This is a genomic window from Streptomyces sp. SD31, from assembly GCF_052068475.1.
GTDB lineage: Bacteria > Actinomycetota > Actinomycetes > Streptomycetales > Streptomycetaceae > Streptomyces.
In genome coordinates, this window is the sequence record NZ_JBQHCX010000019.1 from 123566 (window position 1) to 144157 (window position 20592).

Annotated in this window: 19 protein-coding genes and 6 pseudogenes; 7 read left to right on the forward strand and 18 right to left on the reverse strand. The window is 67.2% G+C overall.

From position 1 onward, the window contains the following. Positions 1 to 114: 114 nt before the first annotated feature. The 4 genes and pseudogenes from ACTMVF_RS34320 to ACTMVF_RS34335 all read right to left on the reverse strand — a co-directional run. Positions 115 to 312 carry an RICIN domain-containing protein gene (locus tag ACTMVF_RS34320; RefSeq protein ID WP_441275045.1) on the reverse strand — a complete coding sequence of 66 codons (198 nt, stop codon included), beginning with the start codon at positions 310 to 312 and terminating at the stop codon, positions 115 to 117. Then, positions 261 to 614, reverse strand: a pseudogene (locus tag ACTMVF_RS34325) (beta-L-arabinofuranosidase domain-containing protein); the annotation flags it as partial. The gene ACTMVF_RS34320 and the pseudogene ACTMVF_RS34325, both read right to left, overlap by 52 nt. 561 nt (positions 615 to 1175) lie before the next feature. Continuing rightward, positions 1176 to 1553 (reverse strand): LysR substrate-binding domain-containing protein, encoded by a 378-nt coding sequence (locus ACTMVF_RS34330; RefSeq protein ID WP_441274954.1) that lies wholly within the window; start codon positions 1551 to 1553, stop codon positions 1176 to 1178. 125 nt (positions 1554 to 1678) lie between these two features. After that, a pseudogene (locus ACTMVF_RS34335) lies at positions 1679 to 1978 on the reverse strand (helix-turn-helix domain-containing protein); the annotation flags it as partial. A 33-nt stretch (positions 1979 to 2011) separates the two neighbouring features. Here ACTMVF_RS34335 and ACTMVF_RS34340 point away from each other — a divergent pair. Next, positions 2012 to 2248: pseudogene (locus ACTMVF_RS34340) on the forward strand (GNAT family N-acetyltransferase); the annotation flags it as partial. 62 nt (positions 2249 to 2310) lie between these two features. Here ACTMVF_RS34340 and ACTMVF_RS34345 read toward each other — a convergent pair. From ACTMVF_RS34345 to ACTMVF_RS34360, 4 genes and pseudogenes are all read right to left on the reverse strand, one after another. Next, positions 2311 to 4278: a nucleic acid/nucleotide deaminase domain-containing protein gene (locus tag ACTMVF_RS34345; RefSeq protein ID WP_441274955.1), complete on the reverse strand. Its 1968-nt coding sequence runs from the start codon at positions 4276 to 4278 to the stop codon at positions 2311 to 2313. A 134-nt stretch (positions 4279 to 4412) separates the two neighbouring features. After that, on the reverse strand, positions 4413 to 4946 hold the full coding sequence (locus tag ACTMVF_RS34350) for an SUKH-4 family immunity protein (RefSeq protein WP_441274956.1): 534 nt from the start codon (positions 4944 to 4946) through the stop codon (positions 4413 to 4415). A gap of 136 nt (positions 4947 to 5082) precedes the next feature. After that, positions 5083 to 5345: pseudogene (locus tag ACTMVF_RS34355) on the reverse strand (substrate-binding domain-containing protein); the annotation flags it as partial. Between the two features lie 156 nt (positions 5346 to 5501). Further along, a complete protein-coding gene (locus ACTMVF_RS34360) occupies positions 5502 to 6224 on the reverse strand; it encodes a dienelactone hydrolase family protein (RefSeq protein ID WP_441274957.1) in 723 nt (240 codons plus the stop codon). 328 nt (positions 6225 to 6552) lie between these two features. Between ACTMVF_RS34360 and ACTMVF_RS34365 the strand changes: the two genes are divergently transcribed. The 3 genes from ACTMVF_RS34365 to ACTMVF_RS34375 are packed head-to-tail and all read left to right on the forward strand — an operon-like array spanning position 6553 to position 8959. Next, positions 6553 to 7182 (forward strand): hypothetical protein, encoded by a 630-nt coding sequence (locus ACTMVF_RS34365; RefSeq protein ID WP_441274958.1) that lies wholly within the window; start codon positions 6553 to 6555, stop codon positions 7180 to 7182. Beyond that, positions 7182 to 8489, forward strand: a complete 1308-nt coding sequence (locus tag ACTMVF_RS34370) for a hypothetical protein (RefSeq protein WP_441274959.1) — start codon at positions 7182 to 7184, stop codon at positions 8487 to 8489. Before ACTMVF_RS34365 ends, ACTMVF_RS34370 begins: the two co-directional genes overlap by 1 nt. Further along, the gene (locus ACTMVF_RS34375; RefSeq protein WP_441274960.1) at positions 8486 to 8959 is read left to right on the forward strand and encodes a hypothetical protein; all 474 of its coding nucleotides are present in this window, start codon (positions 8486 to 8488) and stop codon (positions 8957 to 8959) included. Before ACTMVF_RS34370 ends, ACTMVF_RS34375 begins: the two co-directional genes overlap by 4 nt. A 102-nt stretch (positions 8960 to 9061) precedes the next feature. Here the strand turns inward: ACTMVF_RS34375 and ACTMVF_RS34380 are convergent, their stop codons facing one another. Further along, positions 9062 to 9211, reverse strand: coding sequence for a hypothetical protein (locus tag ACTMVF_RS34380; RefSeq protein WP_441274961.1), 150 nt, complete (start codon positions 9209 to 9211; stop codon positions 9062 to 9064). Between the two features lie 22 nt (positions 9212 to 9233). On the opposite strand from ACTMVF_RS34380, the pseudogene ACTMVF_RS34385 reads away from it, so the two are divergent. Beyond that, positions 9234 to 9470, forward strand: a pseudogene (locus ACTMVF_RS34385) (substrate-binding domain-containing protein); the annotation flags it as partial. Between the two features lie 108 nt (positions 9471 to 9578). On the opposite strand, the gene ACTMVF_RS34390 reads toward ACTMVF_RS34385, so the two are convergent. The 5 genes from ACTMVF_RS34390 to ACTMVF_RS34410 all read right to left on the reverse strand — a co-directional run bounded on the left by ACTMVF_RS34390 (position 9579) and on the right by ACTMVF_RS34410 (position 13536). Further along, a complete protein-coding gene (locus tag ACTMVF_RS34390) occupies positions 9579 to 10589 on the reverse strand; it encodes a DUF2278 family protein (RefSeq protein ID WP_441274962.1) in 1011 nt (336 codons plus the stop codon). A 61-nt stretch (positions 10590 to 10650) separates the two neighbouring features. Further along, positions 10651 to 11631 (reverse strand): endonuclease/exonuclease/phosphatase family protein, encoded by a 981-nt coding sequence (locus tag ACTMVF_RS34395; protein WP_441274963.1) that lies wholly within the window; start codon positions 11629 to 11631, stop codon positions 10651 to 10653. Positions 11632 to 11927: 296 nt separating this feature from the next. After that, a complete protein-coding gene (locus ACTMVF_RS34400; protein ID WP_441274964.1) occupies positions 11928 to 12491 on the reverse strand; it encodes a dihydrofolate reductase family protein in 564 nt (187 codons plus the stop codon). Beyond that, positions 12454 to 12948 (reverse strand): hypothetical protein, encoded by a 495-nt coding sequence (locus ACTMVF_RS34405; RefSeq protein ID WP_441274965.1) that lies wholly within the window; start codon positions 12946 to 12948, stop codon positions 12454 to 12456. Before ACTMVF_RS34405 ends, ACTMVF_RS34400 begins: the two co-directional genes overlap by 38 nt. 21 nt (positions 12949 to 12969) lie before the next feature. Continuing rightward, a complete protein-coding gene (locus ACTMVF_RS34410) occupies positions 12970 to 13536 on the reverse strand; it encodes a DM13 domain-containing protein (RefSeq protein WP_441274966.1) in 567 nt (188 codons plus the stop codon). A 386-nt stretch (positions 13537 to 13922) separates the two neighbouring features. Between ACTMVF_RS34410 and ACTMVF_RS34415 the strand changes: the two genes are divergently transcribed. Further along, positions 13923 to 14099: a hypothetical protein gene (locus ACTMVF_RS34415; RefSeq protein ID WP_441274967.1), complete on the forward strand. Its 177-nt coding sequence runs from the start codon at positions 13923 to 13925 to the stop codon at positions 14097 to 14099. Between the two features lie 330 nt (positions 14100 to 14429). On the opposite strand, the gene ACTMVF_RS34420 is transcribed toward ACTMVF_RS34415, so the two are convergent. The 3 genes and pseudogenes from ACTMVF_RS34420 to ACTMVF_RS34430 form a co-directional block, all read right to left on the reverse strand. Further along, positions 14430 to 14939: a phosphatase PAP2 family protein gene (locus ACTMVF_RS34420; protein ID WP_441274968.1), complete on the reverse strand. Its 510-nt coding sequence runs from the start codon at positions 14937 to 14939 to the stop codon at positions 14430 to 14432. Between the two features lie 39 nt (positions 14940 to 14978). Next, positions 14979 to 15380: a DUF3662 domain-containing protein gene (locus tag ACTMVF_RS34425; RefSeq protein WP_441274969.1), complete on the reverse strand. Its 402-nt coding sequence runs from the start codon at positions 15378 to 15380 to the stop codon at positions 14979 to 14981. 107 nt (positions 15381 to 15487) lie between these two features. Beyond that, positions 15488 to 15672, reverse strand: a pseudogene (locus tag ACTMVF_RS34430) (YhjD/YihY/BrkB family envelope integrity protein); the annotation flags it as partial. 658 nt (positions 15673 to 16330) lie between these two features. On the opposite strand from ACTMVF_RS34430, the gene ACTMVF_RS34435 reads away from it, so the two are divergent. Continuing rightward, positions 16331 to 17929 carry a hypothetical protein gene (locus ACTMVF_RS34435; protein ID WP_441274970.1) on the forward strand — a complete coding sequence of 533 codons (1599 nt, stop codon included), beginning with the start codon at positions 16331 to 16333 and terminating at the stop codon, positions 17927 to 17929. A 261-nt stretch (positions 17930 to 18190) separates the two neighbouring features. On the opposite strand, the gene katG is transcribed toward ACTMVF_RS34435, so the two are convergent. Continuing rightward, positions 18191 to 20380: a catalase/peroxidase HPI gene (katG, locus tag ACTMVF_RS34440; RefSeq protein ID WP_441275046.1), complete on the reverse strand. Its 2190-nt coding sequence runs from the start codon at positions 20378 to 20380 to the stop codon at positions 18191 to 18193. Between the last annotated feature and the right edge of the window lie 212 nt (positions 20381 to 20592).

Here is a 20592-nt window from a genome sequence, read left to right on the forward strand (position 1 = left end):
CGGCCCCGTCAGAGGCTGTCCGGACTGATGTGCTGCGACCCCGACCCTGACGTTCGATATATCGAACTATGGTCGAAGCGTCGAGCAAACTGAAGGGCGGAGAGCGACCAGGTCTCAGTCCCTCAAGATGCGCCCCCGGTTGTCGGCAGTGCCATCGTCCGAGTCCTGGACTGCGAACGCGCCGACAGCGGTGGAGTTGTTCGCGATGGCGAGCAGCTTGCCGCTGTTCTCGTTGCGGATCTTGTAGGTGCCGTCTCCCTGGGGGAGTGTCCTTGGACGTGGGTGCGGAAGGGGAAGTCCGGCGCGTCCCAGCCGCCGGTGGCGGCCGCGCCGTTGGTGGACGGCCGGTGGTTGGCGCGGAAGTTGTACAGCAGCCGGTCGACATCGACGAACCGCAGGTGGTTGCGCGTACGGTCCTGGTTGTCCGGCCACCGGCTCGCGGTGAGCCGGACCTGGCCGAGTTCGAAGGGGTGCGCGGAGATCCCGATGTCGGCCCTTGCGGGGGGTATGGCCGCATGGGCAAGAGATGCGCCGATGAAGGATCCGGTGGCAGAGGCGGGGGCGGTGACCCCGGCTACTTGCAGCAGGCGCCGTCTGCTGACGGAGGAAGACATCTTGCACCCTTTCGATGACGAGAGAGCGATTGCTTCGTCGTTGGTGTGTTGGCTCACGTGTCCGGCGGTCGGATGCAGCACGTCACGGGCTTGTCTGCTGCCGATGCGGCGTCATACGTGACAGGCCGACGACACGAGAGGTGAGCCACGTGAGACTGATCCGGACCGTGATTCGTCCTGTTCGATCGCCGGAACTCCGCCCGGAGTCGGCGACTGTGGCAAGGCGGCAGCGCGGCTCGGCAAGGGGCCCGGGGTCCCTAGGGGTTGCGGACCCATCGGCCCTCTCCACTGATACATGGGATGGATTAACGGATATGAACGATGCTGTTGTCTAGCCTTACGGCACAGAATCCTTTCCCTTCCAGATAGGCGTCCGACCGGCGTGCTGGCGGCAAGTCAGACATTGGATGTGTTGAGAAAGGGTGTGAGGAGTGCGAGTGCGGGATAAGGTCAGCTCGAAGTGGTTGGCGGTGCGCCCACCCCCGCCGGCGCCGCTCCAACTAACGGACAGATGCCGACATTTGCCCGTGCCCGCACGGACCATGCGTCCAGGCACGTGAGTCAAACAGAGGAACTCCCCGCCTCGGCGCGGATGATCCACTCCTGGTCGGCGAGGTCGCCGAGTCGCACGGAGGGATGTGTCTGCAGGGGTGAGTCGGCAGGGACGACCAGCACCGTGGGGTCGTCCAGCAGGTGGGTGAGGGCGAGCGCCGGATCGTCGAGGCGGTTCCATTCGTAGTCCCAGAGCAGCCCCTGTTCCACCTCGCCGGTGTGCAGCATCTCCCTCAGCTCCGCGAGGACTCCGGCGCGTACCTCGATGCGGATGCCGGCGTGGCGACGTCGGAAACGCGTGAGCGCCAGCGGCAGCAGGGACGCGCTCGCCGTGGGGAAGGAACCGAGCCGCAAGGTGCCCTGGTCGAGGGCGGTGAAGGAGTCCAAATCGGCCTGCGCGGCACGGAGTTCCCGGCGGATGGCCTGACCGCGATCGGCCAGCGCGGCACCCGCCGGGTGGGGCGGATACCGCGCGGCAGCCGCTCGATCAGGGGCTGCCCTGCCTCCTGTTCCAGCAGGGACATCTGCTGGGAGGCTGCGGAGGTGGTCATGCCGAGGGCTTCCGCCGCGGCAGTCAGTGAACCGCGTTCGGTGGCCTCGGTGAGCAACAACAGACGGCGCACCTTGAGCATGCCGCCGACTTCAGCTGAGCTAAACCCAGGTGAAGCGAACTGCGATTGTTCCGAAGGCACGCCTCTGCGAAGGTCTCCGCAATCGCCGAGCGGTTCACCGGCCCGCACTGCGCCCGTAACCGCTGCCTCGGCCTTTTCCCTGACCTCCGTTGATCCAGGAAGAGCCTCAGACGTGCACATTCCCGCGACCCTGGTGCGTGGCGGCACAAGCAAGTGCTGCCGATGGGCGTGCACGAGGACCACCGTGGCCGCGGCTACGGCCGGGCGATCACCGTGGCCGGGGCGTCCGCGCTGCGCGAGATGGGCTCGTCGAGCGTGCGCGTTTGCACGCCGAGTTCCAACGTCGGCGGCGTCGCCACGTACAAGGCGGCCGGGTTCGAGGCGCGGCCGGAGGAGATCCAGGTCGGGCAACCTTTGCCGTCGGTCAGGGCGAGGACGTGCAGGCCGTGACGGTGGTGCTTGGCTGCTGGGCGGGATCACCTGGTTGGTGTGGCTGAGGGAGTGGTGACGTCCTACAGGTAATCCTGAACGTCATCTCCTCGGCTTGCCTGACCGACCTGTCCTCGGCTGCCTGTTACGCGACGGCGCCTTTGTCTCAGGAACGCAAAACCCGTCATCACAGCCACAGCGGTCACTAGGAGGAAGAACCACCACTGTATGCCGCCGTTTCCGGTTCCCGATTTGATCGGCGTGGCGTGGGTGTCCGCCGCGCCGCCGGAACCGGATGCGTTGCCGCCGGGCTTTGTCACCGCTTCCCCACCCAGCCATACCTGATCATGTTCGGCATCCGTGATGGGGCTGGACAGCGAGCCGCTGATGTTCCGAGTCAGCTCAGGAGCCGTTGCGTTCAGCTGAGCCGCCGTCAGTGAGGTGAAGGGGATGTTGGTGAGGTCCACTCCGCCGTAGATATAGGTGTTGGTGTAGAGGTAATCACCCTTGCGTGTCTTGTGGGTGACCTTGAATTCGCCTTTCTTGTAGGAGTCGACGTACTGGTTGAAGGTGTCGATGGGCTTCCAGTCGTGTTGCGTGGTGTAGGCGCTGATGTCGCCCTTGTCGATCATCTCCCCGTAGGTGGTGGTCTCACGCTCACTCAGTTTGCGGTACCACTCCGCTGCGACTCGGCTCAGATAGATCCGTCGCAGTTCGGCGTATTCAGGAGCGGTGTTGACCGCTTTGATCACCTTCGGCAGGATCAGGCTCCGGAACAGCGCCTCATTGTGGGCCTGTACGGACTCCGACTGCTTGGCACAGGACACGGCGGACTTGGCTCCCTGGAGCTTCAAGTACTGCGTTTCCATCTGGACGTTCAGCGGCGCCTTCAGGATGTACAGCTCATTCCCTTTGGTGTAGACCGTGGCCGGCGACGGCACGATCCAGGTGCGGAACGACAGGCATGTGCCGGACAGTTGCTGCCAGAAGCGCGCCCCAAGCTCGGAGTCGGGGTGGATCAGCCGGCCAGTCGTCTTCTTCAGTGTCAGGTCGGCCTGCAGCATCACACGCCCCGCATCCGTGCGACCGAGGTCAGGGTCGATGATGCGGTTGGGCTCGTTGGGGTTGAGGTTGACCCAGAAGGTCGACGGGCTCAGCTCCAGCCACGTGAAGAACGCGTCGGAGGCTTCTTGGGTGTTGGCGAGTCCCGTGGCGGACTTCTGATCTCCGTCGGCGGTGGCAGGGGCCTGTAAGGCATACTTGAGTCCTCCACCTGAGCCGACGTCGGACAGGTAGCGCAATTCCAGCCTGGAGAAGTCGATTCCGCCGGGATCGGACAGTTCCTGAGCGAGGCCGCTCGGCGGCACCTGGCTGTCGTCACCGTCTTCGCACGGATTCTGTGCCGCTGCCTGGGCGGCCAGGGCGATGCGCCTACCGGCACCCGGTGAGCCGGCGTCTCGTCGGGTGAAGAGAGCCGGATCGACGCAGCCCTTCTTGGCTCCCTTGAACGCTTGCCGCAGTTTGCGTTCGAAGCTCATCGTCTGTCGAATCAGCCGCTTCATTTTTCTGATGGCTGCCGCCCGCGACGCTTTGTCTCCGGAGTAGCCAATGGCGTAGGTAACTTCCCGGACGTTCTTGAGCTGGGTCGCGATTGCCTTCTTGCAGTAGCCTCCGGGTATTTCACACGGTTCCAGGTCGCTGTAGACGCGTCGGACGTTCTCCAGGGGGATGCCCTGTTTCTTCAACCACGCGATGAGATTGCGTTCGGAGTGGCCGCCGTTGTTTTCCGACTCCCCGCTTGCCATGGCCTTCATCTGCAGGTTGCCGTCATTGTCGACGTACTCGAAGACCGCGACGTTGCGACCGGCGGAGATTTTGTGTGACTTCCGGTACAGCCATGCGAAGCGGGCCAGGTCGTTGCCGAGCCAGCGGATCTCGGTGGGGTCGACCGGTGCCGTATCGGACCGCACCTGCTGCTGCACGTGTCCGCCGACGGCGCCCGCCCCAGGCGCGACGGCCACGCCTCCGGCCAGCAGGACGGTTCCGGCCACGAGCGCGACGGTGCGCCGGAACAGGGTTCGTAACGCGGTGCTGCGTACGCGTGGTGACTTCTGCGATCTGTGCCGACGCACGACGTGATACCCCCGTATCGATTGACCTTGTCGCGTGGACTACGCGGGGCTGGTCACAACAGCCCCTGCGCGCGCTGCTCGAGGATGACGCTCCACCAGGATTCGGTGTCTTTCAGGGCGGCGGCGTCGTAGGAGGTCAGCTCGCGGCCGAGTTCCGCCACCGCCGCTGCACGTTTCCTGTCGCTCAGTGGTGCGAGATCCCCGGTGCTGTCGTAGAGCCCCAAGAAGAGGACGAACGCGTCGAGACTCGAATTGACGAAGCGAGGAGGTGAGTCGTCGTCAGTCTGGAACGACCACAACTCGCCCGACCCCGGCGTGAGTCCCAGCGTGGTGCCGAAGTCGTCTCCTGCCATCAGGAACGAGGTCCCGGCTCCGGACGACACAGGCAGCAGGAGCCGCTCGTCCCGGTACAGCGTCACCTCCAGCGGGCATTCGGCCGGCAGACCGATGTCCGTCAGCAAGCGCCGCGTCGGCTCAGGGACAAGGGCCTGCGGCGACGTACCGGCGAGGGACGTCTGCGCGAGGCCGTCGGCCCACAGTTGGCGGATCTGCTCGTGCCGAATGTCATTCATCGTGTTGGGCTCCAACACACGCTGGTGGCTCAGCAGTTGCTGCTCACACAACCGTGCTGTGCCCCGTGCAGGCAGTGCGCTCCCGCTGACAGACGCGAAAGCTCCACCGAATGTCACCGATTCACACACATGACGGTCCCGTCGTACTCGCCGTGAGGGCCGGGGAGATCCAGCGGGCCTCCGGTAGATCGTCGAAGCCCACCACGCTCATGTCGCCCTGGCACCCTCAACTCCCGCTCCGCCAGCGTCTCGTAGATGCCGAGGGGCATTCGGTCCGAGCAGACGAAGACGGCTGTCGGCGCTTCGGGCAGATGGAGGAGTTCCAGCATCCGGCGGCGGGCGACGGCCTCGTCGAAGCCCCGCGATCCGGACGTACTCGGGGCGGTGCCGCACGCCGGCCGAGGCGAGCGCCGCCCCGACCGGCCGGTACCGCCGATTGCCGGTACCGCCGAGATCGGGGCGGTTGTGCATCTGCCGGTCACCGCCATCGATGAGGGCCGGGACCTGTCCTCGATGACGGCATCCTGGCCGACACCGCCTACCGTCTGTTGCCGGCCTGACGGGCCGGCCTCACTTCAGGTGTCGGTCCAAGAACCGGCACCCGTCCTCCAGCTCGAACCACGGGGCGCCGGTGTGCCCGCCCATATTGGCGTGCAGCGTCTTCTCCTTGCTGCCGAAGGCGTCGAACAGGTCCAGGGCCCGTTGCCGGGGGTTCCCTTCGTCGTCCCACTGCAGCAAGAACAGCAGCGGAATGGTCACCTGCCGGGCCTCCTCGCGCTGGGCGCGGGGCACGTAACCCCCGGCGAAGAAGCCGGCGGCCGCGATGCGCGGCTCGACCACCGCCAGCCGAATGCCGAGAGCGGTCCACCCCCCGGAGTACCCGACCGGGCCGCCGATCTCGGGCAGCTCAAGGAGGGCGTCCAGAGTGGTCTGCCATTCCGGGACCGCGTTTTCGACCAGCGGGCCGATGAAGGACTCGAAGATCTCGTCGACCGGCTCGCCGGCCTGCATCGCCCGCCGGAGTTCGGCACGGGCCTGCTCGTCGGCGACGGAACGGGGCCGGTCACCGCACCCGGCGGCGTCGATGGTGGCCACCGCGTAGCCACGGGCCGCGGTGTACCGGGCCCGGGCCACCAGCCGGGGTTCCGCCTTGGGCAGGCCGTTGTTGTGGGCCATCAGGATCAGCGGGGCCGGTGCGGATCCGGGCGTCCACAGGGTGCCCGGGATCTCGCCGAGGGTGAATTCGCGCTCGAGGACGCCGTCGTCGAGGCGCTGCTCGGAAGTGAATTGCATGGTCGTGCCTTTCGGGAGTGCTCTTGAACGGCGCTCCCGGACGACCTATCGCCCGACCGTGACCCCGGAGGGGAGCACCCATGTCGATACTGCGTTCACGGCTACCACCTCCTCGTTCTCTCGCACGGCCCCGAAACGGTAGCCGTGGTCACCGTGGTGCGCCAACGGGTTTTTGCGGAGGCTCCGCGGCCGCGGAGCCTCATTGCCCGGGCGTGAACCCGAGCGGCTAGGGTCCAACCACGAGTGATCGCATAGTCGTCGAAGCGTGCTGCCCCACAGCGGGTCCGCGTCGACACAGGGGGAAGTTGTGAATACAGAGCCCGATTCGGTGGCACCCATATCCGCGCCGCTCACCGGCCCGGATCCCCGGACCAGCTACCGCCTGGACACACCCGCGCCCGACGTCGGCCCGGACGCCGGCACCGGCCCTGAGCCCCGCAACTCCCAACCGGCGGACCAGACATACCAGATGCCCGCCCCGGACGGCCCCACCGACGTCCGCGAAAGGAATCCCGCACCCGGGACGAACCCGGACCCCGGCTTCAACTACAACGGCATCCAGGCCATGTCGGCCGGCACCGGCTCGGGAGGAGCCACCGGCCCGAGCAGCGCCCCCGACACCCAGGCCCGTGGCGCCGACGACAACGGTTACGGCGTGAGCAACGCCGAACTCGGCAAGATGGCGGACGAGTTGGACCTGGCCGCACAGATCCTCGAGAAGGCGGACAAGGGCCTGGCGGAATCCGACACCACAGCGCGTATCCACAGCATGCTCACCAGCGGACGCATGCTCAAATCGACAACGGGCGACTGGGACGACGAAATCACCCGCCTCGCCAAGCAATGCCGCGCACTGGCCGACAAGATGCGCCGGACGCACACGAATTACACGACTCAAGAACAGCGTACGGCGCAGGATTTCCAGGCGATCCTCGCTTCGCTCGAGGGGGATGCGTAATGGCAACGCTCACTGACCGGCCGGAGGGCCAGGACCACGAGCATGCCGATGCGGTCGAGCGGCAGAACATCACGGTCGGGGAACTGGAAGACGTACGCCCGCAGGCATGGTCGCGGGCGGCCGGCGAGTGGGCCGACCTGGCCGCGGCGGCCACCGAGGCCCGGGACCACGTCCAGAACGTCCTGCTCAAGCTGCCCTTCGTCTGGGCGGGCCCGGCCGCCATGATGGCCCGCGTCCAACTGTCCGTACTGCACGACGAATTGACCATCGCCCACCGCGAGTCAAAGGCTGCCGCAGCCACCCTCGATGCGGCGAAGAGCGGGTTCGAGCTCGCCCGCACCTGGCTCGCCGAGGCTCAGGAGATGGCCCGGTCGAAGGACCTGACCCTGCACGACAGCGGAGGCGTCACCATCCCCGAGCGGGACTACCCGCCCAACGACCCGGACAGCGCGGGGGCGGCCCGGCAGGATCAGGAGAACGCGGACAGCCTCCTCACGCGCGCGACCGCCGCCCTCAGCTACGCCGCCGACGTCAACGAGCACACCGGCTACGAACTCGAACGCATCAAGAAGGCGGTGGAGTACACCGTCCTGGACGAACAGACCGAGGCCGCCGTCAAGGCCGACACCGAGGGCGCCAGGAATCTGAACCGCGTCTTCTCCGGTGGGGGCGGAGTGCTGCTCCCGCCGCCCGCGCCCGACAAGGGTTCGGGCGATTACAACACCCGCGAGGCCACCGACGAGGATCGTGCCATCAAGAACAAGATGGGCTTCTTCGCCATGGGTTCCCCCGCGGTGCTCGGCGGCCCTCAGTCGGCCAAGCACATGCTGCACTACCTCTCCAACACCGGGGAACCGCTGGACATCGACGTGGACGCATTGATGGGCGACCTCCCGGACATGAACCGCAACGTGGAAGCCCAGCTCGCGGAGAACGCCCCCAACTGGGAGGCGCAGGCCCTCGCCGAGTACGAGCGCACCGGGAAGCCCGTGAAGTACGTCCAGCAGACCGGCTGGCAGGGCTGGACCGCCGAGAAGGACCCCGACTGGTATCACGCGGTCGGCTCCTTCCACTACAACACGGTCGCCCAGGTCGAGGTCGTCCCGGGCCCGGACGGCGAGCCCAAGACCACGATCCGCTACCAGACCCACGTGTACGACCGCTACAACTGGGATGCGAACAAGGCGACTCCGGTACCCGCGATGGGCAACGTGTCGGACGCCCAGATGGCCAGGCTCCACCAGTCGGGTCAGGCCAAGGAGTACGACATGGGCGGACAGGGCGAAGTACGCACATGGAACGGGTGAGTACGCGGACGGGCCCCACGAGCCCGCGTCGGCGCCGGTGGCTGGTGTGGTTCCTGGCCTTGTGCGTGGTGTGGACGCTCGGCGTTATCGCTTGGGCGGGCGTCGCGCTGCTCACGCCGGCCGGTGACGGTCCGGAGGAGGCAGTGGAGCGCAAGGCGGGGATGCACCACGATCAGCATCAACCCGCGGGGCGCTACTACATACCGACGTACGCCAAGGTGGAGAAGGACGGCACCGCGGTGCTCCGGTACGAGGTGGGCAACAGCCAGGACTCGAGCGTCAAGGACTTCCTTCGTACGTACGACATCACCGCCGAACCGAAGCGCATCAGCCCGTCCAAGGTGACGTACTCCGACCGCTTCGGCGACGTACGGCGAACGTTCACGATCACCTACAACCCGTCGCCTGAGCCTGGTGGGTACGACTACGCGCGGATCACCGTCAGAGCCGGGGGCACCGACGCGAGCTGAAGGGCCGGAAACAGGCCGCCAGCAGATCTGGCTTTCCCATGAGGAGAAGGCGTGGTCCCGTTCCCGAAGGTCATGGAAACGGGGCCACGAGGAATGCACGGGTTACGGGGCTGCGGCGGCGCTGTGGGGTTCTTGGCAGCCGGGGCGAGGCCTTCGGCCGACGGCGACGAACTTCCAGGCAGGGTTCTCGGGCCAGGCGTTGTACCAGAAGCCGTAGCCGGTGGGGACCTTGCCGTCGGCGTCGGCCGGCACGCGGGGTAAGGAGTGCACGGCCATGCGTCGGCACGGCCTGGACGGCCCCACTCGGACCCTCGCCGGGGACAACACGGAGGCAGCCGGTGAACGTGCGGTCCAACACCTTGCCGAGGGCGCCCAACTCCCCAGCGCGATCGTCGCGTTCAACGATCAGTGCGCCATCGGCGTCCTCGCCGCCCTCACTCGCGTCGGTGTCTCCGTCCCGAGCCACTCCCGGCTGAGCTGCTTCAACCTGACCACCGTCAGCCAGAGCGCCCGGGAACAGGCCCGGCACGCGGGGACCGCGGCCGTGGAACGCTGGACCGGGACCGTACCGAGCCCCGCGTGGCATCTCCTCGGCCGCGGTAACCTCAGAAGGACTCGGTCAGAAGGACACCGTCCACCCCTCGCGACGCGCCTCAGCTTCCGTGTACGACACACCGTGGACCTTGAGCCCGGAAGGGTCGAGCAGGGTGATCGCCCCACCCCCGTTGCCGAGTGCGAAGCCGTTCCCGCCCTGGACGACCACGGTCGCGCCTGCGGGGACGTGCTCTGCGGGCAGCGGGAGCATGTGATCGTTCTCGTCGGCCAGTTGCCAGCCGTTGAGGTCGACGGATTCGGGCGAGGCGTTGATGAGGGTCACCGTCTCCCGCTCGGGTGCCGGGCCCTTGGGGTTGACCATGGCGGCCAGGATGCGTACTTCGGCCTCCCGCTGGACGGGCCGGGCAGGTGCTGTCTCGATGCCGTGGCCGGTCCGCTCGTCGGTGTGCCAGGCCTGGGACTGGAAGGCCAGGAACAGGGCCACCCAGCGCGATTCGGCGGGAAAGTGGAGTATCAGTGCGCCGTCCTGCCAGACCCCGTTGGTCGAACTGAAACGCCCCACGCTGCCCTGGTTCATATGGATGTCGTGCACACCATTGCCGGGCTCGAAGCCGAACACCTTGTCGCGCTTGTTGCGTTCCGGCCCCCATCGCTCGCCGAAGATGTACAGGGCGGCCGTGGGATCGCCGAGGGCACGCTCGATGTAGTGGTCCAGCCTGTCGGAAAGGTCGTTGTCGGGGCCGGCCACATCAGGAGGCAGCTCGCGCATCGATTCCGGGGCGAAGAGATTGCCGCGGATGAAGTCCAGGCTCGCCGTGCCCGGCCGGGACTGCAGCTCGGTCCATCCACTCCCTGCTGGGGGAAGCTGTGCGGTCACGGGGTGCCGGAAATCGTCGATGGCCAGGAACAGCAGCTCGGAGGGAGCCTCCTGGGACAGGACGTTGACCGCACCGCGGTAGTGCGTGCCTCTGCCGTCGGTGAGGTGCAACTGGTAATGCGGGGTGTCGTCGGGCGCCCCTTCACGGCGTCGGTCGACGACCTTGCATGCCAGCACGCCGTAGTTCTTCAAAGGCATGGGTATTCCCTCCGCCGGTGCTCAATCCGGAACGAAGCCGGAATGGAAAAGAGGAAAGAGGCTAGAGATCGAGGACCACCCAGGCGGGATCGTGGTCCGATCCGTCACCGCCGTGCCTGGTCCGTCGGTCGATGTGAGAGCTCTTGTGCCGCGTAGTGAGACTCTCGCTGAGCCAGATCTGGTCGAACAACTCGTACTTGGCGGGCTGTCCGGCTTCCTTGAACCGATGGGTCCACGACCCCGAGGCAGGCGGCGGAGGATTGTCCGGCTTGGGTTCCCGGGTCTCCTCCGGATGCGCGAGCGCCTCCGTCAGTCTCAACTGGCCTGTCGGCTCGGTCAGTTTGGCGAGCGTCGGTGCGTCAGGAGTGTCGTTCATGTCGCCCAGCACGATGTAGCGCCCATCGGGGCGGGTCCGCTCGCCGATGATCCGGACGATGGTGTCAGCCTGGCGGGTGCGTCGCTCGTCGGCGAGGCGCTTGCCCTCCTCGGGGTCGGTGTCCCGGTCGACGAACTGGCTCTTGAGATGGTTGTTGAAGACGGTCAGCAGATGCTCGTCGGGGTCACGGGGATCCAGAATGTGCACTTCCAGCAGGTCGCGGCTGAAGACGCGTTCACCGGGCACGTCCGGATGGACCGCGTGCTGCCAGGAAGTCACCGCCCCGACCGGGAATTTCGACAGGACGGCAACATCGATCAGGCGGGGATCATTGCCCTCGATCAGCGAGAGATGCGGGTAGGCGCCGCCGAGGTGCTGAGCAACGAAAAAGCGCAGGGTGTCGATATCCTCGACTTCCTGCACGGCCAGTATGTCCAGATCCATTTCGCTGATCCGTCGGGCGAGGACCTGCTGTTCCTCGGGGGCGATTCCCTTGACCAGCCTGCCTTTGTACCTACGGATCCGCACGCTCTCGGGGTCGTCGAAGACATAGCTGGAGGTCAGCTGTCCCTCGGCGTCAACCGGATGGACGGCCGATATCTCTGCCTGGAAGTTGAACCGTGAAAAGAGATTGTTGAGGTTGAATGTTCCCACGGCGACATCCATGGTGACCTCCGAGATCGACCATCTGTCCCCTATTGCCTCGAACCTGTCCAGCGTAACCCGATCGGCCGACTGACGAAAACGGACCCGATGGCGGCTGTTGAATTCAGAACTGGTGTGGGAGTCCAAACTGGAGCCGCCGGGGTTGAGGGCAAGGGCTCTGCGTGATTGCTATTGGTCCGGTTCGTATGTGACGTGACGTCACCTTTGTTGGCGGACCAGGACCAAGGACCCCATGCCTGCGGCAATTTTTCTGGGCATGCTGCCCGATTCTCCCTGGGGCTCGGCGGACGAGCCGGCTAGCGCGCCACGCGGTGGCGGAGGTAGACGACTCTCGAGCTGAAGGTGCGGGTCTCGACGAGTTCGAGATCCACCCGGCGCTCGCGCCTGGGAAAGAACGGAATGCCACCGCCGACCAGCACCGGGTAGACCATGGCCCGGTACTCGTCGATCAGACCCGACGCGGCCGCCTCGGCGGCGAGAGTCGCGCCGCCGATCGCGATGTCGCCCTCGCCCGGCTCGGCTCGCAACCGCTCGATCTCCTCCGCCAGGCCGCCGGAGGCCAGGCGGGCATTGCCCTGCACCGTCGACAGCGTGGTGGAGAACACCACCTTTGGGAGCGGCTTCCAGAGCGCGGCCCACTCGAGCTCTGCGTCGTCGAGCGATGGATCCTGGTCGGCGGTCTCCCAGTACAGCATCGTCTCGTACAGCCGTCGTCCCAACAGGTGGACGCCGACCTCTCGGATCTCGTCGATCCAGAAGCGAAAGACCTCCTCGTCGGGCGCCGTCCAGTCGAAGCCGCCGTCCGGTCCGACGATGTAGCCGTCAAGCGAGACGCTCATCGAATAGGTCACGCTGCGCATCGAAAGTCCTCCTCGGTAACGGGTTCGACAGTACGACCCCGGACGCCGCAGGACTCATCGCGGCTCGCGGGAGCCCCTGGGTCGGGTCGGCCCGGATGCGTACCCCATAGGCAGCTCCGTGGATGGTCGGCCGCCCGAAGAGCGGCTGTAACAGCCTCATGGCTCGACAGCGGTGGTTCTCGTGCCGGCGCCATGCATCTTCCGAAGCAACGACCAGCGTCTCGCGCTCCCCTTCGCTCACCAGACGCGCGGTATCAGCGTCCTGCGCCTGGATGCCGGCGAGTACTTCGTCCACATGGCCGGCCCCATGGTCCCCACCAGCCTGGCCGTCATCGCCGTCTCCTACTGGCTCGGTCTGCGCGAGCGGCGCAGCCTCGACCCCGACAAGCTGAACGCCCATCAGCTGGAGGTCGCCCTCCGGCGAGGCCATCCCCACCGTGCAGGCCACCTGGCGCATGTGGGCGACCCCGACTGCATGTCAGGCACGAGCGAGTTCGGCAGCGCCGAAGGAGACATCGAACCGGTCGCACCAGATGCTGAGGCTGCTGAACCGGGCCGGATCGATGTCTTCGGGCACGACGTAGTTCTGGCTGCCCTTGTTGCCCTTCAGCTTGCCGAGGCTGACGTACTGGCCGTCGTCGAAAACGCCCCAGCCGGCGCGGCCTTCCTTCACCGGCGCGTCCGTCAGCCACACACGCAGGTCCGGCCCATTGCTGGTGTCGAGGTTCTCCAGTCGTACGACATGGGAGCCGTCGGCCAGTCGGACGAGCCTGACCGTGCCCGATGTCGCGTGCTCGTGGCTGATGAGTTCACCGCTCGCCAGCGTCATGGGTCCGGTCGGGGTCGGCGAGGTGGACTCTCCGGACGGCGCTGGAGCAGGCGCCTTCGAGGGTGTCACGGTTTCGGGCAGCACCTCCTGGACCGTCACGTCCTGCCACAGCTTCCAGGGCTGGAACCAGTACAGCCCGAAGCCGGCCCCCGCGACAGCCACCACCAGCCCTCCGATCACCCAAGGCCTGACCAGCACCGTTCGCACTCGCCCCATCCCGTCCCTCCTCCTGAGAGTCGCCCGTCGTCACTTCATTGAACGGAATGAACGGCCCTGCCGACGCCGGGAGCTGATTACAGAACACTGACGTCATGCTCCTGGCCTTCACGCAGCCGATTTCGCCGACCGGGCATCAGCCGCGCGGCTGCGGCACGCGGGGCCGACGCCTTGCTCGGCGAGACCGCCGCCGTCGCCATGGCCACGCCGACGGCAACCGCGACTCGCGAACCGGATGGGCACAACACCTCGCGAATGGATCCGCTCGCGGGCCAGTGTCTGTGCACGAAGCTGCGGCTCGACGCCCGACTGGCTGCGCTCTTGGGACAGCTCACGGCTCCTCCGGTGCCCTCACGAGCGCCGCGGGGCGGGCGCGCGGCATCGACGTGTTCGCGTTCCGCAAGGGGCGCACTTATGGCACGGTCCTGATCGACCTTGAGGCGTCCGTACGCGAGCCCCAGGTCTCGTCTCTCGTGCACTTCGGTGTCGAGCGGCCGTTGGACGACTTCGGGCTGGGTGAGCTCTTCCCGGCCGGCTTGACCGGCTTCCACGACGGAGCATAGGTGCCCCTCGACGTCGGGCTGGAGTTGGTGCGGCTCATGCTCCGCGACAGCGGCGCCTGGTGCCGCCTGGAGGTAGAGGGAACCTTCGCAGTTCACGTGGGGTGGGACCAGTACCTCTACATCGGCAGCAGCCGGCTCTGCGAGGCGGCACTGGCCCGGACCCATGCGCTAGGGCTGTTCCCGGAACGAATGGACGCCTCCCCGTACGACATGGAGACCGACGGGGAGGATGTCCAGCGACCGGGCGACGACGACTTCTGGGCCGAGCTGCGCTCGGCAGTCGCAACGTTCCGCGCCGGACTCCTGGAGGAGACGTACATCGAAGGTGCCTCACGATGGCACCGCCTCACCCCGGACACCATCGACACCGGTGAGCCAGGCGCTGAGCAGGCCGGTGACGGTGCCGGCGGCAACGTCGCCGGCGTAGTGGGCGCCCGACTGTATCCGTTCGACGGCCACCAGGCTCGCCGGCACCGCACACGCGATCCCGGCGGCCGGCCAGGTGGGCGCGACGGCCGCGGTGAAGGCCACCGCGGCCGCGGTGTGGCCCGAGGGAAAGGATGAGGAGTCGGGGCGGTCCTCGACCTCGTCGTGCGGAAACCACTCCTTCGGTGGCCTGGGCCGGTCGGCTAACCGCTTGCCCAGGCCGTTGGAGACCAGCTGCCCCAGCGTGAGCGCCGCCATGCCCGCGGTCGCCGCCTTACGGCCCCGCCACCCGCCGAGCGTTGCCATCAGCGCGGCCGCGCCACACCACAGCTTCGCGCTCTCCGCGGTCTCCTCCACCAGCGAGAGCACCTGGCCGAGGCGGGCCGGAATGCGGGAGCCCGTCTGCTGTGTCACGGCTCGATCGGCTTCGTGCAACCCCGCCATCAGGACGGCTCAGTGGTCCGGGGTCCGGAAACCGCCGGCGCTGATGTGGGACATCACGGTGCTCGTCACGCGGTAACGGCCGTTGGGGACGTCGCGGGACTTGGTGACGTGCACGGTCAGCGGTCCGGCCCATTCGTACCCCTTGTACTCGCCGTGTCGTGCCAGCTTGTCGGTGAGGACCTGGGCAACCTGGCCATCGTTGGGATTGAGTTCGTCGTGGACGTGTTCGGCGAGTTCCACGTCGTACGCGTTCGGGACCACCACCCGCCTCTGACTGCACACCACGGCGTTGCTGTCACATTCACGCCGCAGCGCCCCCACCAGTTCGACCGGTTCCCTGGGGAAAATCTGGGCCACCAGAGCTCCTTCTACGCGCTCGAGAGCCCGTTCCCATGCGGTGAGCGTGCTCATCTACGTCGCCACTCCTTCTCGCTCGTCATCACTGGTTCCACGGCACATCCCGTCCCATTCGCGGGTATCAGGCCCAGTAGGATCGCGAGGTTGGCGATCCACAGCTACACCAGGAAGACGATCAACCCAGCGAAGGTGCCGTAAGTCTTGTTGTACGAGGCGAAGTTCCCCACGTAGAAGCGAACCCGGCGGAGGTGACCATCCAGCTCGCCAGGGCCAGGAAGCTGCCCCGGGTGATCCACTTGAAGCCGCGGATCTTCGCGTGGGGGCCGGCCCAGTACAGGATCGCGATCGAGCATCCGGCGCCCCTGCGTTCCACGTTCGGACCCGGCCCGAACCGCTCGGGCTCGCCCGCGTGGCCGTGGGAATCGGCCCGGCGGTCTTGCTCGTCGGCCACCGGGCCGTGTAGGCGGCCCCGGTCATGGCGGGCGTCCTCGCGCCTGTGTCCCAGCTTCATGAGCTTCGCCATACCGGGCGAGTAACCACAAGACGCGCAGTCACCCGGCCCGCGCGCACCGGAAGGGCGTGCGCCACTTCGCCGGAGGCTGAGGACCCGGGGTGAAGACGCCCTCGCCCATGGGGCGCTCTGGCAGGACCAGCGAACGGCGCCGGTGCCGGTCACTCAAGAGGGCCGGGCCCGGGCGGCGCGGTGGAGCCGACTGGTGATCGCCCCCCGGTTGCGTCGCTGATCTCCTTCCGTGCGTTCGGGACCCCTCCCCAGCCGCCCGCCGGAACATAGGGGAACTGTGAGGGAGCAAGTTGTCCTGTCTGTACGGCAGTTGGGGGAGTGAGTCGGTATGCATCGGTCCGAAGAGCCGTACGGGGTCGGTGGCACGGGAGAGCCGCCGGGTCGACCGGAGTCCACGCCGCCTGAGCCCCCGTCGTCGCTTCCGCCTCCGCCCCCGCGGCCCGATGGTGCGCCGGCCGTAGAGCCGCCGAGCTCCGAGTGGTTGACCTACACGCTGCCGGAGGAGCCCGACGACGCCGCGCCGGTGGACTCGTGGCGGGCCGCGGCGGCCGGGCTGTTCAACCTCGGCGGGCTCGGGATGGGTTACGTCCTCCTGCGGCGCTGGCCGCAGGCCGCCCTGTGCTGGGTCGCGACCGGCTGCCTGCTGGTGGCCGCGCTGCCCGCAGACCCCGACGGCCTGCCGGACGGCGCGGTATGGGCGTACGTCCTCGTTCTGGTGTCGGCCGCGGTCCACGGGGCGTGGCTGGCACGCCGTACGCGGCTGATGTTGCCGTGGCGGTCGACGGTCGCCGCCGGAGTCGGGCTCGTGCTGCTCGCCGTGCCGGCCGGTGGGGCGGTGGGGTACGAGGCGGCGCGGGAAGAGGCGTACCAGCAGATGCTGCTAGACCGGCTCGCCGAGACGGACCGGCTGGTCACCGCCGCCTCGCAGCGGGACGGCTTCGCCGAGGCCAAGCAGGATTACGAGCGGGCACTGAAGGCCTACCGTGAACTCAGCGACGACCACCCCGGCAGCCGGGCGGCCCAGCGCATTCCCGACCGCCTCGACCGGTTCTACGCCAGTGTTGCCGCGCCGTACCGCGAGAAGAAGTACTGCGAGGCCCTTCAACCGCTGCGGTATCTGCGGAACGTGCCCAACACCACGGGCGCCATGCGGCTCGGCTCCCTCGCCGAGTGGCCCGAGAAGCCCCTGGCCACCTCGCTCTACGAGTGCGGTATCACGAACCTCGGCTCCAACGCCGTGACCGAAGCGGACGCGAACGGCGGCGCGCTGGCCGAACTGCTGCGTACGTTCCCCGACTCTGCGCAGGCCGCCAAGGTCGAACCGGCCGTCAGCGCGGAGATCGCGAAGCGGTCCAAGGCACTGAAGGGCAATAACCCCTGCCCTGCCGGCGAGGAATTGCAGGCCATCAGCCGGACCATGGTCGACCTGCCCGCGGGCAGCCCCGGTGACGGGCTGCGCACGGACGCCGTCAACGCGGTGGAGTCCGGCGCCTATGCCTGCGGGGTGGACGAGTTCGAGGACGCCAAGTTCGGCGCGGCGGCCGAGACACTCAACGACTTCGCCGACAAGTACGAGGACAACAAGAACGCGAAGCGCGCCCGGCAGATCGCCATCGCCGCGGAGATCGCCGAGGAACGGCCCGAGGCGGGCCGGAAGCTGCCGCCGTCCCGCGGCCCGGGCGGCTCCAAGATGCCCATGGAGATCAGCAACGACGCCCCGACCGCGGTCGAGTTCCTCTACACCGGCCCGGTCACCGGCAGCGTCTACCTTCCGGCGTGCGCCGACTGCACCGAGTACTCCAGCGAGTCGGAGGCCGAGAGCACCGCCTGCTCGAACAGCGGCATTGACTACCCGACCAGCTACCTGAACCTGCCCGCGGGCAACTACCACACCCTCATCAAGTACGCCGACGAAGACGCGGAGGACGTGACGAACAAGGCCGACGGAATGACCATCGATCCCGGATACACGTACACCAACTGCACCTACGTCGTGAGCGAGAGCAGTTACCCGGGGTACCCCAGCCTTCCCACCCTGCCGGAGCTCCCGGAGATCGAGCCCCTCGAGCCGATCGTCTGACTCACTGGGGCTGCCGCAGCACCATCCTGATCGGCCCCAACAGCTCAGCGTTCTCTCCCGCGCCCGTCCCAACTGGTACGCCTGCCGGGAGAATCGCGAGGGCCGGACGCGGTACGCGCGTCCGGCCCTTCGTGTGTGGCGCCCTGGACGGTGGGCAGGCGTGCTGTGGGTGGAGTACGCGTGCCCACCACAGGAGCGCTGCGGAGCGCTGCGGAGCTCTGAGCGATCCGCGTCACTTCCCCTGCCGGGACCTGGGTTCGTTCAGGTGAGGTCGAACCGGTCGAGGTTCATCACCTTGTCCCACGCGGCCACGAAGTCACGCACGAACTTGTCTCCCGCGTCCTGGGACGCGTAGACCTCCGAGACGGCTCGAAGCTGGGAGTGCGAACCGAAGAGGAGGTCGACCGCGGTGGCGGTCCACTTGACTTCACCCGTGGCGGGATCCCGGCCTTCGAATACGTTCTCGTCCGAAGCCGACGCCTTCCACTCCGTGCCCATGTCGAGCAGGTTGATGAAGAAGTCGTTGGTCAGTGTCTCGGGCCGGTGCGTGAACACGCCGTGCCGGGATCGCTTGAAGCCGGTGTTCAGGGCCCGCATGCCGCCGATCAGCACCGTCATCTCGGGAGCGGTCAGCGTCAACAGGTTGGCGCGGTCCAGCAGGAGGGTCTCCGGCGACAGCTTCTCTCCCGCCCGGAGGTAGTTGCGGAACCCGTCGGCCCTGGGTTCGAGCACGGCGAACGACTCCACGTCGGTCTGTTCCTGCGAGGCGTCCGTACGCCCCGGCGCGAACGGGACAGTGATGTCGTACCCGGCGTTCTTCGCGGCTTGCTCGACGGCCGCGCACCCGCCCAGGACGATCAGGTCGGCGAGCGAGACCTTCGTTCCGCCGGCATGTGAGGCGTTGAAGTCCTGCTGGATCTGCTCCAGCTTCTGCACCACCTCGGCCACCTCGGGCAGTTTGTTGACCTCCCAGTCCCTTTGAGGCGCGAGGCGAATCCGTGCCCCGTTGGCCCCGCCACGCTTGTCGGTGCCGCGGAAACTCGCCGCCGCCGCCCAAGCGGTGGTGACCAGCTGGGAGACGGACAGTCCCGAGGCGACGATCCGGCTCTTGAGCGCGGCGATGTCCTCGTCCCCAACGAGTTCGTGTTCGACCTGAGGGACGGGGTCCTGCCACAGCTGTGGCTCGGGAACCCATGGGCCGAGGTAGCGCGTGACGGGTCCCATGTCGCGGTGCAACAGCTTGTACCACGCCTTGGCGAACGCTTCCGCCAGCATGTCCGGGTTCTCGTGGAACCTCTTCGCGATCGGGCCGTAGACCGGGTCCAGTTTCAGCGCGAGGTCCGTCGTCAGCATCATGGGAGCGTGCCTCTTCGACGGATCATGGGCATCGGGCACCGTGTCCTTGGCCGAAGGATCCGTGGGAGTCCACTGCTTGGCACCGGCGGGGCTCGTCGTCAGCTCCCAGTCGTACCGGAACAGTGTGTCCAGGTATCCGTTGTCCCACCTGGTCGGCTCGGGGGTCCATGCGCCTTCGAGCCCACTGGTGAGTGTGTCGGCGCCCTTGCCGCTGCCGTACGTGTTCCGCCAGCCGAGGCCTTGCTGCTCGATGGGGGCGGCCTCGGGTTCCGGGCCGATGTACGCGGGATCGACGGCGCCATGACACTTGCCGAACGTGTGGCCGCCCACGATGAGCGCGACCGTCTCCTCGTCGTTCATCGCCATGCGCCCGAACGTCTCGCGGATGTCCCGGGCGGCGGCCATCGGATCCGGGTTGCCGTTGGGCCCCTCCGGATTGACGTAGATCAGTCCCATCTGCACGGCACCGAAGGGAGTGGCGAGTTCCCTTTCGCCGCTGTAGCGCTCATCGCCGAGCCAGATGTCCTCGGGCCCCCAGAAGATTTCCTCGGGTTCCCAGATATCCTCTCGCCCGAAGCCGAATCCGAAGGTCTTGAACCCCATGGATTCCATGGCACAGTTGCCGGCGAAGACCAGAAGGTCGGCCCAGGAGATTTTCTGGCCATACTTCTGCTTGACCGGCCAGAGCAAACGGCGCGCCTTGTCGAGGCTCGCGTTGTCCGGCCAACTGTTGAGCGGCGCAAAGCGCTGAGCGCCGCTGCCGCCACCGCCCCGGCCGTCGGCGACACGGTACGTGCCCGCGGCGTGCCAACTCATCCGGATGAAGAGCGGCCCGTAGTGGCCGTAATCGGCAGGCCACCAGTCCTGCGACGCCGTCATCAACTCGAATACGTCCCGCTTCAGCGCATCGAGGTCGAGGGTCGCGAACTCTCTCGCGTAGTCGAAGTCCTCGTCCATCGGGTTGGAGCGGGACGAGTGCTGGTGGAGAATCTGGAGGTCCAGCTGATTCGGCCACCAGTCCCGGTTCGTCCTGGGCCGAGTCGGCGTGGGGGTGGGGGAGGCGATTGCTGGGTTTTCGCTTTCGCTGCCGGACACGTCCGTCCTTCTTTCTGTCTCGGTGTTTCCAAGCGCAATGCCGATGATGGTGATGTGTCGGCGTCCGTATGGTCGCGCACCACAGACGGCACCGCTACGAAACACGCAGAGCACCCCCGCATAACAAACGTGAGAGAAGAGGGTGCTTTCCGCTCCCTTGTCGACTTCCGTCACGAGCGGAATCCGCCTCCCGGGATCACAGGACAACAAAC